This window comes from Sphingomonas glacialis, from assembly GCF_006439055.1.
In the GTDB taxonomy this organism is placed as follows: Bacteria; Pseudomonadota; Alphaproteobacteria; order Sphingomonadales; family Sphingomonadaceae; genus Sphingomonas; species Sphingomonas glacialis_A.
The window spans coordinates 60,273-73,339 of record NZ_RCZC01000001.1; the positions used below are offsets into that span (position 1 = coordinate 60,273).

The following is a 13,067-nucleotide window of genomic DNA, read 5'->3' on the forward strand; positions in this document are numbered from 1 at the left end:
CGGGCGCGGTGCCGACGGGCCGGGTTATCCCCGGCCCGGTCCGTCGTTCGCCGCTCCATCGCGATACGCCGGCAGCGCGAGCCGCCAGCGGATCGCCGCCGCACGCAGCGCGAACCCGCACACGGCAGCGATCGGCGCGGCAAGGCTCGGCGACACGCCTGCGACGACAAGCACCACATACGACCCCGACGCCAGCGCCGCCGCGGTCACATACAGTTCGGGCCGCATCAGGATCGACGGCTCGCCCGCGAGCACGTCGCGGATGACGCCGCCGATGCACGCCGTCACCACGCCCATCAGCGCAGCCGGTACAGGCGGGATCCCGAACGCCAGCGCCTTGGCCGCGCCGAATACGGCATAAGCGGCAAGGCCGACCGCATCGAGCCAGTCGAGCGCAGTGCCCTTCCACCACCGCTCGGGCGTCGTCCACACCAGCACCGCGACCGCGAGGCATGTGCCCGCGACGAAGCGGTCATGCACCCAGAATACCGGCGCGCCGATCAGCAGATCGCGCACCGATCCACCGCCGACCCCGGTGATCAGCGCGAAGAAGGTAGCGGTGACGAGCGTCTGGCGGTGGCGGATCGCAGCGAGCGCGCCGGTGATCGCGAACACGGCGATCCCGAACAGATCGAGCCAGGGCAGCGCGGAGCCGAATTGCCAGGGGAATTGCGAGGGCATGCGCGCCCCCTACCCGCGCAAAGCGCGCGAGGGAATGCGGCGCGCGACCAAGAGCCGCGCGCCGTAGCGATCAGCGAACGGCTGCCGCGTCGTTGGCGACGACTTCGCCGCGCTGTTCGGGCGTCATCGCTGCCGCGTTGACATCGGCGGCGCGGATCGCGTCGGCGCGGTCTTCGCCGGTCTTGCGCTCGGCTTTGGCCTGCGCCTCGAGGTCCTTGGCATTGGCCTCCATCGCGTCGGCGCGGTTGTCGGCGGCCTTCTCGACCTGCTTGGCGAGCTTGCCATCGCCATTGCCGCCGCATGCGGTGAGCGGGAGTGCAACCAGCGCCAGCGCCGCGATCATCGTCTTCTTCATCGGTAACCCCTGTTGGACACGTACCGAGATGGTACGCGCGGGAAAACCGCCGTGCGGCCCGATCGTTCCGCCTGCGCAGCGAGCGCGACGCTGGCATCGCCGCAGCGCATCGGGCATGATCGCGGCCATGCGACGGTATCAGCGCTCCACCCTCCTCTTCGCGGCGTGCCTCACCGGACTGGCAGGGTTCGTCGATGCGCTGGCCTATTCGAGCATGGGCGGCTTCTTCGCCTCGTTCATGAGCGGCAACACGACGCGGCTCGGCGTTTCGCTTGCGACGGATGCGACGCATGACGCCCGGATCGGCGCCGGATTGATTTTGAGCTTCGTCAGCGGGGTGGTGGCGGCGACAATCGTCGGCCGCGCACGCCCGCGCCAGCAGCGCGTCGCGGTGATGGGGCTGGTCACGCTGCTACTCGGCGGGGCGGCGCTCTTCGCGCCCTATCACCCCGCGATCGTCCCGCTGCTGCTGCTGGCGACCGCGATGGGGGCAGAAAACGGCGTGTTCACCCGCGACGGCGAGGTCAGCATCGGGCTGACCTATATGACCGGCGCGCTGGTGCGGATCGGCCAGGGGCTGGCGGCCGCGTTGATGGGCGATGGACCGCGCTGGGAATGGGCGCGGCATCTGCTGCTATGGCTGGGGTTCGGTGGCGGGGTGATTGTCGGCGCGCGGTGTTACGGCACGTACGGGATTGGCGCGCTGTGGATCGCTGCTGGGGCGGCGGCGGTGCTGACGATTGCGGCGCGCGCGACGCAGCGGGATCCGGCGTAGGGGGGACATGGCCTCCGCTGAGCAGATTTACCTGAGCCGTTCCCCGGCGAAGGCCGGGGCCCAGGAGCTACGGCCGTGGAGATCGAGCGGTACCGCTCGCTTACCTCCACCTTCGCACCTGGGCCCCGGCCTTCTCCGAGGAACGGAGGTGTGGTCGGTCGGCTTCCTTGCGGGCAGCGGCGTGGCGAAGCCACGCCGTCGGTCGGCGCTTTGGGCGCCGCCGGCCGGACGCGGCTCGAGCGGGCGCTTAGCTTTCGCTAAGCGCCTCGCCGCCGCGTCTCAAACGTGGATCGCCTTCCCACGCACAGCCATCGCAGCCTCCTTGATCGCCTCGCTATGCGTCGGATGCGCATGGCAGGTGTAGGCGATGTCCTCGCTGGTCGCGCCCATCTCCATACCCAAAGCGGCCTCGGCGATCATCGTGCCCGCGGGCACCGCGATCGCCCAGACGCCGAGCACGCGATCGGACTTGGCATCGGCGATGATCTTCACGAAGCCGTCGGGCTCGTGATTGGTCTTAGCGCGGCTGTTGCCCGCCATCGGGAACTTGCCGACCTTGATCTCGCCGCCGTTCTTCGTCGCCTGCTCGCGGGCAACCTCTTCCGTGAGGCCGACACCGGCGATTTCGGGCCAGGTGTAGACGACGCTCGGGATCACCGCATGGTTCACGATGCCGGTCTGGCCGGCGATGTTCTCGGCGACCGCGATACCCTCGTCCTCGGCCTTGTGCGCGAGCATCGGGCCGGGGATGACGTCGCCGATCGCCCAGACGCCGGGGACGGTCGTCTGGAAGCGGTGATCGGTGTCGATCTGCCCGCGGGCGTTGACCGTGAGACCTGCCTTTTCGAGCGCCAGGCCATCGGTGTTAGGACGACGGCCGATCGACACGAGGACGCAATCCGCCTCGATCGTCTCGGCTGGGCCACCTGCCGACGGCTCGACGGTGAGCGTCGCCTTGTCGCCGTTGACCGTCACGCCGGTGACCTTGGTCGAGAGCTTGAACGCGATGCCCTGCTTCTTGAAGATCTTGTTCGATTCCTTGCGGATATCGCCATCGAAGCCGGGGAGGATCTGGTCGAGATATTCGACGCAGGTGACCTTGGCGCCAAGCCGGCGCCACACGCTGCCGAGCTCGAGCCCGATCACGCCGCCGCCGATCACGACCATATGCTCGGGCACCTTGTCGAGCTCGAGCGCACCGGTCGAATCGACCACGACCTTCTGGTCGACGGTGACGCCGGGGAGCGGGGTGACCGACGAGCCTGTGGCGATCACGATGTCCTTGGCGGTGACGGTCTGCTCGCCGACCTGGACGGTGTGCGCATCAACGAACGCGCCGCGGCCCTTGAGCCAGGTGACCTTGTTCTTCTTGAATAAGAAAGCGATGCCGCCGGTCAGCTGGTTGATCGCGTCGATCCGCTGGGCGTGCATCTGCAGCAAGTCGAGCTCGGGCGTGACCTTGATGCCCATCTTGGCCATCGTGCCGTTGGCGGCCGCGTCGAAATATTCCGACGCGTGCAGCAACGCCTTGGACGGGATGCAGCCAACGTTGAGGCAGGTGCCGCCCAGCGTCTCGCGCGATTCGACGCAGGCGGTGCGCAGGCCCAGCTGGGCGGCGCGGATCGCGGCGACGTACCCGCCGGGACCCGAGCCGATGATGAGGACGTCGTAATCGTAATCAGCCATGTGTCACTCCGTTCGCCCCGAGCTTGCCGAGGGGCTGCCTTCTCTTCCGTCCGACAGACAAGGACAGTGCTTCGACAAGCTCAGCACGAACGGAATATGGGTAGATGCAATCCGATATTACAGGTCGATCAGGATCCGCGTCGGATCTTCGATCGCGTTCTTGAGCGCGACGAGGAACGTCACCGCTTCGCGACCGTCGATCAGGCGGTGATCGTAGCTGAGCGCGAGATACATCATCGGGCGGATCACGATCTGGCCGTTCACGACGACCGCGCGGTCCTCGATGCGGTGCAGGCCGAGCACGGCGGCCTGCGGCGGGTTGATGATCGGGGTCGACATCAGCGAGCCGAACACGCCGCCGTTCGAGATGGTGAAGGTACCGCCCTTCATCTCGTCCATCTTGAGCGTGCCGTCCTTGGCGCGCTTGCCGAAATCGCCGATCGTCTTCTCGACCTGCGCGACCGACATCTGGTCGGCATCGCGCACCACCGGCACGACGAGCCCGCCCGGCGACGACACTGCCACCGAGATATCGGCATAGTCGTGATAGACGATCTCATCGCCCTCGATCGAAGCGTTGACGCTCGGGATGTCCTTGAGCGCAAGGCACGCGGCCTTCACGAAGAAGCCCATGAAGCCGAGGCGGACGCCATGCTTCTTCTCGAACAGGTCCTTGTACTTCGCACGCGCCTCGATGACCGCGGTCATGTCGACGTCGTTGAAGGTCGTCAGCAGGGCTGCCGTGTTCTGCGCTTCCTTGAGGCGCTTGGCGATCGTCTGGCGCAGGCGCGTCATGCGGACGCGCTCTTCCTTGCGACCAGTGGAGGCGGCGACCGAAGCCGAGACCGGCGGCGCTGCGGCAGGTGCCGGTGCGGGCGCGGGCGTCGAAGCGGCAGCGGCGGCGACGTCGTCCTTAGTCAGGCGGCCGTCCTTGCCGGTGCCCTTGACGGTCGCCGGGTCGACACCGTGCTCGAGCACCGCGCGGCGCACCGACGGCGACAGGGCAGCAGGCGTGTCGCGCGGGTCGGAGGCGGGTGCCTGCTGGCCGGCGGTCGCGGCGGGCGATGCCTGCGCCTCAGCGGCGGGCGACTGGAGCACGGCGGGCTGCGGCGCGGCAGCGGCGGCGGGGGCGCCGTCACCGGCATCGATCGTCGCGATCATCGCGCCGACGAGAACGGTGTCACCGACCTGCACCGCATGCTGGCCCATCACGCCGGCGACCGGCGAAGGGACTTCGACCGAGACCTTGTCGGTCTCCAGGCTGGCGATCGGCTCGTCGACCGCGACCGCGTCGCCGGGCTGCTTGAGCCATTCGCCGAGCGTCGCTTCGGTGATCGATTCACCGAGTACCGGTACTGTGACTTCGGTTGCCATATCAGCCTCTTTTCTCTTCCCCGGCGAAGGCCGGGGGCCCAGGTGCGGAGCGCTTGCCGATCAAGCGCTACGCGAAATTACGAAGGCCCGGCTGCTCGCGCAGCCGGGGTAACGATCAAACCTTGCGCGTCCGGCGAATTTCTTCGCGAACGCTGTGGCCGAGCGCGTCGGCGACGAGCGCCGCCTGCTCGGTCTGGTGGCGCTTCATCAGGCCCGTTGCCGGCGATGCCGACGCCGCACGCCCGGCATAGCGCGCACGCTGCACCGTGCCGCCCGCCTCGATCAGGCATTCCTCGATGAACGGATCGACGAAGCTCCACGCGCCGTTGTTCTTCGGCTCTTCCTGCGCCCACACCACCGTCTCGAGGTTGGGCATGCGCTTGAGACGCTCGACCAAAGGCTCGCCCGGGAAGGGATAGAGCTGCTCGACACGGACGATCGACGTGTTCTGGTCGCCCGCGGCGTCGCGCGCTTCCATCAGGTCGTAGGCGACCTTGCCGGTGCACAGCACGAGGCGCTTCACGTCCACATCGGCCGGGGCCGAAGGATCGCTCAGCATCCGCTGGAAGTGGCTGTCGCCGGTGAAGTCGGCGGTCTTCGACACGGCCAGCTTGTGGCGCAGCAGCGACTTGGGCGTGAAGATCACCAAGGGCTTGCGGAACGAGCGGTGCATCTGCCGGCGCAGCAGGTGGAAATAGTTGGCCGGAGTCGTGCAGTTGGCGACCTGGATATTATCCTGCGCGCAGAGCTGAAGGAAACGCTCGACGCGGGCGGACGAATGCTCCGGCCCCTGCCCTTCATAGCCGTGCGGCAGCAGCATCACGAGGCCGTTGGCGCGGAGCCACTTGGCCTCGCCCGATGCGATGAACTGGTCGATCATGATCTGCGCGCCGTTCATGAAGTCGCCGAACTGCGCCTCCCACAGCACCAGCGTCTTCGGATCGGCAAGCGCATAACCGTACTCGAAGCCGAGCACGCCATATTCGCTGAGCGGCGAGTCGAGCACTTCGAAACGGCCATGCTCGACGGTCGAGAGCGGGCGATACTTGTGCTCGTCGGTCTGATCGACCCACACCGCGTGGCGCTGCGAGAAGGTGCCGCGCCCGGAATCCTGGCCCGACAGACGGACGCCATAGCCTTCCGAAAGCAGCGAGCCGAACGCCAGCGCTTCACCGGTCGCCCAGTCGAAATTCTCGCCGGTCTTGAACATCGCCCGCTTGGCGTCGAGCACGCGGTTGAGCGTCTTGTGGACGGTCAGCCCCTCCGGGATCGTCGTCAGCGTGCGGCCGAGCGAGTCGAACAGCTTTTGCTCGATGCTCGTCTCGACGTTGCGGCGCGCGCTCTCCGAATCGGCAGGCGAATGCAGCCCCGACCAGCGCCCGGCGAACCAGTCGGCCTTGTTGGGCTTGTAGGTCGCGCCAGCCTCGAACTCGCCCTCGAGCAAGGTCGTGAACTGCGTGATGTTGGCGTCGATCCAGGCGCGGTCGATCACCTTCTGCTCGATCAGCTTCTGGCCGTAGACCTCGCTGACGGGCGGATGCTTCCGGATGATGTCGTACATCAGCGGCTGCGTGAAGGACGGCTCGTCGCCTTCGTTGTGACCGTTGCGGCGATAGCACCACATGTCGATCACCACGTCGCGGTGGAACTTCTGGCGATATTCGATCGCCATCTTGGTGGCGAAGGTCACCGCCTCGGGGTCATCGCCGTTGACGTGGAAGATCGGCGCCTGGACGCCCTTGGCGACGTCCGACGGGTACGGCGACGAGCGAGCGAACTGCGGCGACGTCGTGAAGCCGACCTGGTTGTTGATGATGAAGTGGACGCAGCCGCCGGTGTTGTAGCCGCGGATGCCCGAGAAGCCGAGGCACTCCCAGACGATCCCCTGCCCCGCGAACGCCGCGTCGCCATGGATCAGCACGGGGAGCGACGCCTTATGCTCGTCGAGATCGCCCGCGATCGTCTGGATCGCGCGGGTCTTGCCGAGCACGACCGGATCTTCCGCCTCGAGGTGCGACGGGTTGGCGACCAGCGACATGTGGACGCTGATTCCGTCGAATTCGCGGTCGGTCGAGGTGCCGAGGTGATACTTCACGTCGCCCGAACCCGCGACGTCGTCGGGGTTATCCGACCCGCCGCCGAACTCGTGGAAGATGATGCGGAAGGGCTTGGCCATCACGTTGGTGAGGACGTTCAAACGGCCGCGATGCGCCATGCCGAAGACGATCTCGTTGACGCCGAGCGAACCGCCATATTTGATCACGCTCTCAAGCGCCGGGATCATGCTCTCGCCGCCGTCGAGGCCGAAGCGCTTGGTGCCGACGTACTTCTTGCCGCAGAACCGCTCCCACTGCTCGGCTTCGATCACCTTGTTGAGGATCGCCTTCTTGCCGAGGTCGGTGAACTCGATCGCCTTGTCCTTGCCTTCCATGCGCTCCTGCAGGAATCGACGCTCTTCGACGTCGGCGATGTGCATATATTCGAGGCCGACATTGCCGCAATAATTGGCACGCAGGATGTCGACGACTTCGCGGATCGTCGCCCATTGCAGGCCCATCGTGCCGCCGAGGTACACCTTGCGGTCGATGTCGGCGTCGGAGAAGCCGTGATATTCGGTCTTGAGATCGTCGGGCATCTCGCGCTGCGACAGGCCGAGCGGATCGAGATTGGCCGCGAGATGGCCGCGGACGCGATAGGTGCGGATCAGCAGCATCGCGCGGATCGAGTCGCTCGCGGCGCGGAGGATCTCGTCCTGCGAGGGGGCTGGAGCAGCCGGCGCTGCGGGAGCAGGCTTGGCGCCGCCACGTGCCGGCTTGGGCGCGGGCTCCATCTGGGTCGGGTCGAGCGCCGACGTCAGGTCGTCGGTCGAGGAGAGCGGCCAGTTCGCCTGCTGCCACGAAGCGCCTTCGGTCGAGCCTTCAAGGCCTTCGAACCAGGAGCGCCACGACGGCTCGACGCTGTCGGGCGACGCCTTGAAGCGTGCGTAGAGCGACTCGATGAAGGCGGGGCTTACGCTACCCGCAACATCCGCGAAATCCTGGCCTTCAATGCCCATAATCGTCGTCCTCTTTTCCCTCTCCCCTTGTGGGAGAGGGAGGGGCCCACCCGCTCTTGCGGGTGGGAGGGTGAGGGGGACCACAGCAGCGGCCCCCTACTCCCCCTCATCCGGCCCTTCGGGCCACCTTCTCCCACAAGGGGAGAAGGGTTAGATTCAACCGTTAAGCACTGCCAGCAAGGTCGTGCCCAGTTCCGAGGGGCTATCCGCAACGCGGATACCCGCAGCTTCCATCGCCGCGATCTTGTCCTCGGCGCCGCCCTGGCCGCCCGAGACGATCGCGCCGGCATGGCCCATGCGACGACCCGGAGGCGCCGTGCGGCCCGCGATGAAGCCGGCCATCGGCTTCGAGCGACCACGCTTGGCTTCGTCACGCAGGAACTGCGCAGCTTCCTCTTCGGCCGAGCCGCCGATTTCGCCGATCATGATGATCGACTTGGTCTCGTCGTCGGCGAGGAACAGCTCGAGCACGTCGATGAAGTTCGTGCCGTTGACCGGATCGCCACCGATGCCGACCGCGGTCGTCTGACCAAGGCCTGCGTTCGACGTCTGGAACACCGCCTCATAGGTGAGCGTGCCTGAACGGCTGACAACGCCGACCGAACCCTTGCGGAAGATGCTGCCGGGCATGATGCCGATCTTGCACTCGCCCGGCGTCAGCACGCCCGGGCAGTTCGGGCCGATCAGGCGCGACTTCGAACCCGACAGCGCGCGCTTGACGCGGACCATGTCGAGCACCGGAATGCCCTCGGTGATCGCGACGATCAGCGGAACCTGCGCGTCGATCGCCTCGAGGATTGAGTCGGCCGCGAAGGGGGGCGGAACGTAGATCACGGACGCGGTCGCGCCGGTCTTGGCGACGGCCTCGGCGACGGTGTTGTACACCGGCAGATCAAGGTGGGTGGTACCGCCCTTGCCGGGCGTCACGCCGCCAACCATCTGCGTGCCGTATTCCAGCGCCGCCTTGGTATGGAAGCTGCCGGTCTCACCGGTCATGCCCTGGGTGATGACCTTGGTGTTCTTGTCGACGAGAATGCTCATGCAGCGTTCTTCCTGTTGGGAGAAAGCGGTGGTGCGATCAGCGCACCACCGGCAGAAAAATCAGTTGAGCGACCCGTCGATCGCCTTGCACGCGACCAGCAGTTCCTTGACCGCGTCGACCGAGACCGAGAGATTGCCCTTGGCTTCGTCGTCGAGTGCGATCTCGACGATCTGCTCGACGCCGCCCCCACCGATCACCACCGGCACGCCGACATAGAGATTGTCGATGCCATACTGTCCGGTGAGGTGCGCTGCGGCCGGAAGCACGCGCTTCTGGTCGTAGAGATAGGCTTCGGCCATCGCGATGCCGCTGGTGGCGGGCGCATAGTAAGCCGAGCCGGTCTTGAGCAGAGCAACGATCTCGCCGCCGCCGCCGCGCGTGCGCTTGACGATCGCGTCGATCTTCTCCTGGCTCGAACGGCCCATCGCGATCAGATCAGGGACCGGGATGCCCGAGACGGTCGAATACTGGATGACCGGGACCATCGTGTCGCCATGGCCGCCGAGCACGAAGCTCGTGACGTCCTTGACCGAAACCTGGAATTCCTCGGCGAGGAAGTGGCTGAAGCGCGCCGAATCGAGCACGCCGGCCATGCCGACGACCATGTGATGCGGCAGGCCCGAGAATTCGCGCAGCGCCCACACCATCGCGTCGAGCGGGTTGGTGATGCAGATGACGAACGCGTCGGGGGCGTTGGCGGCGATGCCCTCGCCGACGGCCTTCATGACCTTGAGATTGATGCCGAGCAGATCGTCGCGGCTCATGCCGGGCTTGCGCGCGACCCCTGCCGTGACGATGATCACGTCGGCGCCGGCGATGTCCTTGTAATCGTTGGTGCCGGTGACCTTGGCGTCGAAGCCCTCGACCGGCGAGCACTGGCTCAGATCGAGCGCCTTGCCCTGCGGCACGCCTTCGACGACATCGAACAACACCACGTCGCCCAGACCCTTGAGCGCTGCGAGGTGCGCGAGCGTGCCACCGATGTTACCGGCGCCGATCAGCGCGATCTTCTTGCGAGCCATCTGGGATCCTTCCGACTATCGCCCGTTCGCGGGCGTTGTGATTGGGGCCGCGTACGCGCGGCGGGGCAGATGGCGCGCGGCTTAGGCCGGTTTGCGAGTCGGGGCAACCGTAAAGGCGACGACGTTAACAACCAGTATTGCGACTAATTCGCAAGTGCAATTAGGGCGGGCGACTGTCGTATCCAAGCTGAACGCCGCAGCGCTCAGTCTGTGCCATGTCCCTGCGCAAGATACTCTTCCGAGCGCATTTCTTCGAGACGGCTGATCGTCCGCTCGAACTCGAAGCGGCCATCACCCGCCTCATAAAGCTGCGCGGGCTCGGCATCCGCGGCGGCGAGCAGTTTGACCTTATGCTCGTACAGCGCGTCGATCAAAGCGACGAATCGCGCCGCCTCGTTGCGCATGTCGGGGCCGAGCTTGGGGATGCCGACCAGGATGATCGTGTGGAAGCGCCGCGCGATCGCGATGTAATCGGCCGCGCCCCTCGCCTCGCCACAGAGCCGCTTGAAGCTGAACACCGCGACGCCCTTGATCGCCTTGGGCACCTGGAGCGTGCGCCCCTGGACGATCATCTCCTCGGACGGCACGTGCGCGCGGTCCTCGACCGGGAAATCGGTGAGACGGAAGAAGTCGCCCGACAGCGTCGCGGTCGCCTCGGGGCCGTTGGGGACGAGCCAGGTGTCGACCTGCCCGAGCCGATCGCGGCGGTAATCGGTCGGGCCGTTGAGCGTGATGATGTCGAGCTTTTCCTCGACCAGCGCGATGAACGGCAGGAAATGCTCGCGGTTGAGCCCGTTCTTGTAGAGATCGGCGGGCGGGCGGTTCGAGGTGGTGACCACCGTCACACCTTCGTCGAGCAGATGCGTGAACAGCCGTGACAGGATCATCGCGTCGGGGCTGTTGGTGACCATCATCTCGTCGAACGCGAGCAGGCGGGTTTCCTCGGCGAAGGCCTTGGCAAGCGGCGGGATCGGATCGCCGAGTTCCTTGGCACGCTCGGCGGCGAGGCGCTGGTGCACTTCGAGCATGAATTCGGCGAAATGGACGCGACGCTTGCGGCGGATGTCGACCGAGTCGAAGAACAGGTCCATCAGCATCGACTTGCCGCGACCCACACCGCCCCAGATGTAGAGCCCGCGTGGCGGCTCAGGCTTGCGGCCGAGCACGCGCCACAGCGTGGAGCCGCGTTTGGGTGTGGCCTGGAGTGCGGTCGCGAGATGCGCGAGGCGCTGGGCGGCGGCGGCTTGCTCTGGGTCGGGTTTCAGCTCTCCCGAGGAGAGCAAAGCGGCGTAGCGCTTAAGGATGTCGGTCATTCTTTTCCCTCTCCCCGCTCGCGGGGAGAGGGCAAGCGAGGCGTAGCCGAAGCGCGGGAGAGGGGCTGTACTGCATTACGGAGCGCCGCGTTCGCGGCACGCCCCCTCTCCCCGACCCTCTCCCCGCAAGCGGGGAGAGGGAGAGAAATCAAACGACGCGTTCGACTTCCATCTTCTTGATCTCGGCGATCGCCTTGGCGGGGTTGAGACCCTTCGGGCAGACGTTGGCGCAGTTCATGATCGTGTGGCAGCGATACAGGCGGAACGGATCCTCAAGCTCGTCCAACCGCTCGCCGGTCATCTCGTCGCGGCTGTCGGCGAGCCAGCGATAGGCTTGCAACAGGATCGCCGGGCCGAGGAACTTGTCGCTGTTCCACCAATAGCTGGGGCACGCCGTCGAGCAGCAGGCGCACAGAATGCACTCGTACAGCCCATCGAGCTTCTCGCGCTCGGCCGGCGACTGCAGCCGCTCCTTGCCCGAGGGCGGCGGCGTCACGGTCTGCAGCCACGGCTTGATCGAGCTGTACTGCGCGTAGAAGTGCGTGAAATCGGGGACGAGGTCCTTGATCACTTCCATGTGCGGCAGCGGCGTGATGCGCACTTCGCCCTTCACGTCCTCGATCGCCTTGGTGCAGGCGAGCGTGTTGGTGCCGTCGATGTTCATCGCGCACGACCCGCAAATGCCCTCGCGGCACGAGCGGCGGAAGGTCAGCGACGAATCCTGCTCGGACTTCATCTTGATCAGCGCGTCGAGCACCATCGGGCCGCACGAGTCGAGATCGACCTCGAACGTGTCGTAATGCGGGTTCTGGCCGGCATCGGGATCGTAGCGATAGATCTTGAAGTTCTTGATCCGCGTGGCGTCTGGCGCCGCTTTGTGGACCGTGCCGCTCTTCTTGATCTTCGAATTGGCGGGAAGGGAGAATTCGGCCATCGCTGTCTCGTTTCCGTGATGCGTAGCGCCCAAGAGCGCCGGGTTTGCGACCGCTCGTACACAGACTGAGCGCGCCCCGCAAACCCTAGCTCTGCATTGCAGCATGCGATTCAAAGGGGTGGGCAATTTGTCCAGCGCATGGCGTCGCGCTTCCCCTCCCTGGAAGGGAGGGGTCGGGGGTGGGTCGGCCCGTTGTCGCAGGTAGCGCCCGCCCTAGGCCGACCCACCCCCAGCCCCTCCCTTTCAGGGAGGGGAGCCGACTAGATCACGTCCAGCACAAGCCCCAAATCGCGCGCTTCCTCAGCCTCGATATACCAATTGGCCGGCGCCTTCTCGCGCAGCTCCTCGAAATCGACCTGGCTGTCCTTGACGATCGCGCGGAAGCCCTCTTCCTCGATTTCGATCGAATGCTCGACCTCGTGCAGCGCTGCCTTGATCGACGCGACCACCATCCGCAGCGGACCGTCGAGGCTGATCTCCTTCGAGATCTTGCGCTCGTGGATCATCAGCCGCGTGTGCCGCGTGAGGAAGCGGCGATCGACCGGAAACCCCGCCATGAAGGTCGCGCCGGCCGAATAGACCGCGACCTTGCCGAGGAACAGGATCTCGCGCTGGTCATACTCGCCGAGCAGCCGGATGTCGTCGGCCATCGTTCGCGCGACCTCGGGATCGCCGCCGAGCGTCGTCAGCGCGATGACGATCGTGCCCTCGCTCGGGCAGGCATCGAGCTGCTGGCGGAAATTGGTGTACATCAGCTGGTCGACCGGACCCGACAGGCGGATGTGCGGATTGGCGAGCAAGGGATAGCGGGTGGCGTTCATGCCCGCCCA

At 66.2% G+C, this 13,067-nt stretch carries 11 protein-coding genes; 1 reads left to right on the plus strand and 10 read right to left on the minus strand.

Going from position 1 to position 13,067, the window contains the following annotated elements; translation table 11 throughout:
* Window positions 1-24: 24 nt before the first annotated feature.
* Window positions 25-681 (minus strand): trimeric intracellular cation channel family protein, encoded by a 657-nt coding sequence (locus EAH76_RS00290; protein ID WP_140846619.1) that lies wholly within the window; start codon window positions 679-681, stop codon window positions 25-27.
* Window positions 682-751: 70 nt separating this feature from the next.
* Entirely contained in the window at window positions 752-1,036 is a 285-nt protein-coding gene (locus tag EAH76_RS00295; protein WP_140846620.1) for a hypothetical protein, read from the minus strand.
* Window positions 1,037-1,151: 115 nt separating this feature from the next.
* Here EAH76_RS00295 and EAH76_RS00300 point away from each other — a divergent pair, with 115 nt between their 5' ends.
* The gene (locus EAH76_RS00300) at window positions 1,152-1,811 is read left to right on the plus strand and encodes a YoaK family protein (protein WP_140846622.1); all 660 of its coding nucleotides are present in this window, start codon (window positions 1,152-1,154) and stop codon (window positions 1,809-1,811) included.
* A gap of 279 nt (window positions 1,812-2,090) precedes the next feature.
* Here the strand turns inward: EAH76_RS00300 and lpdA are convergent, their stop codons facing one another.
* The 8 genes from lpdA to EAH76_RS00340 all read right to left on the minus strand — a co-directional run bounded on the left by lpdA (window position 2,091) and on the right by EAH76_RS00340 (window position 13,058).
* Window positions 2,091-3,497 (minus strand): dihydrolipoyl dehydrogenase, encoded by a 1,407-nt coding sequence (gene lpdA / locus EAH76_RS00305; RefSeq protein WP_140846623.1) that lies wholly within the window; start codon window positions 3,495-3,497, stop codon window positions 2,091-2,093.
* A gap of 117 nt (window positions 3,498-3,614) precedes the next feature.
* A complete protein-coding gene (gene odhB, locus EAH76_RS00310; protein ID WP_140846625.1) occupies window positions 3,615-4,871 on the minus strand; it encodes a 2-oxoglutarate dehydrogenase complex dihydrolipoyllysine-residue succinyltransferase in 1,257 nt (418 codons plus the stop codon).
* A 115-nt stretch (window positions 4,872-4,986) separates the two neighbouring features.
* Window positions 4,987-7,926: a 2-oxoglutarate dehydrogenase E1 component gene (locus EAH76_RS00315; protein WP_140846627.1), complete on the minus strand. Its 2,940-nt coding sequence runs from the start codon at window positions 7,924-7,926 to the stop codon at window positions 4,987-4,989.
* Window positions 7,927-8,082: 156 nt separating this feature from the next.
* Window positions 8,083-8,967, minus strand: coding sequence for a succinate--CoA ligase subunit alpha (gene sucD / locus EAH76_RS00320; protein WP_140846630.1), 885 nt, complete (start codon window positions 8,965-8,967; stop codon window positions 8,083-8,085).
* A 60-nt stretch (window positions 8,968-9,027) separates the two neighbouring features.
* Entirely contained in the window at window positions 9,028-9,990 is a 963-nt protein-coding gene (gene mdh, locus EAH76_RS00325) for a malate dehydrogenase (protein WP_140846631.1), read from the minus strand.
* A gap of 203 nt (window positions 9,991-10,193) precedes the next feature.
* Entirely contained in the window at window positions 10,194-11,303 is a 1,110-nt protein-coding gene (gene zapE / locus EAH76_RS00330; protein WP_140846633.1) for a cell division protein ZapE, read from the minus strand.
* Between the two features lie 148 nt (window positions 11,304-11,451).
* Window positions 11,452-12,237, minus strand: coding sequence for a succinate dehydrogenase iron-sulfur subunit (locus EAH76_RS00335; RefSeq protein ID WP_140846635.1), 786 nt, complete (start codon window positions 12,235-12,237; stop codon window positions 11,452-11,454).
* 260 nt (window positions 12,238-12,497) lie between these two features.
* Window positions 12,498-13,058: an ATP-dependent Clp protease proteolytic subunit gene (locus EAH76_RS00340; protein WP_140846637.1), complete on the minus strand. Its 561-nt coding sequence runs from the start codon at window positions 13,056-13,058 to the stop codon at window positions 12,498-12,500.
* Window positions 13,059-13,067 lie beyond the last annotated feature (9 nt).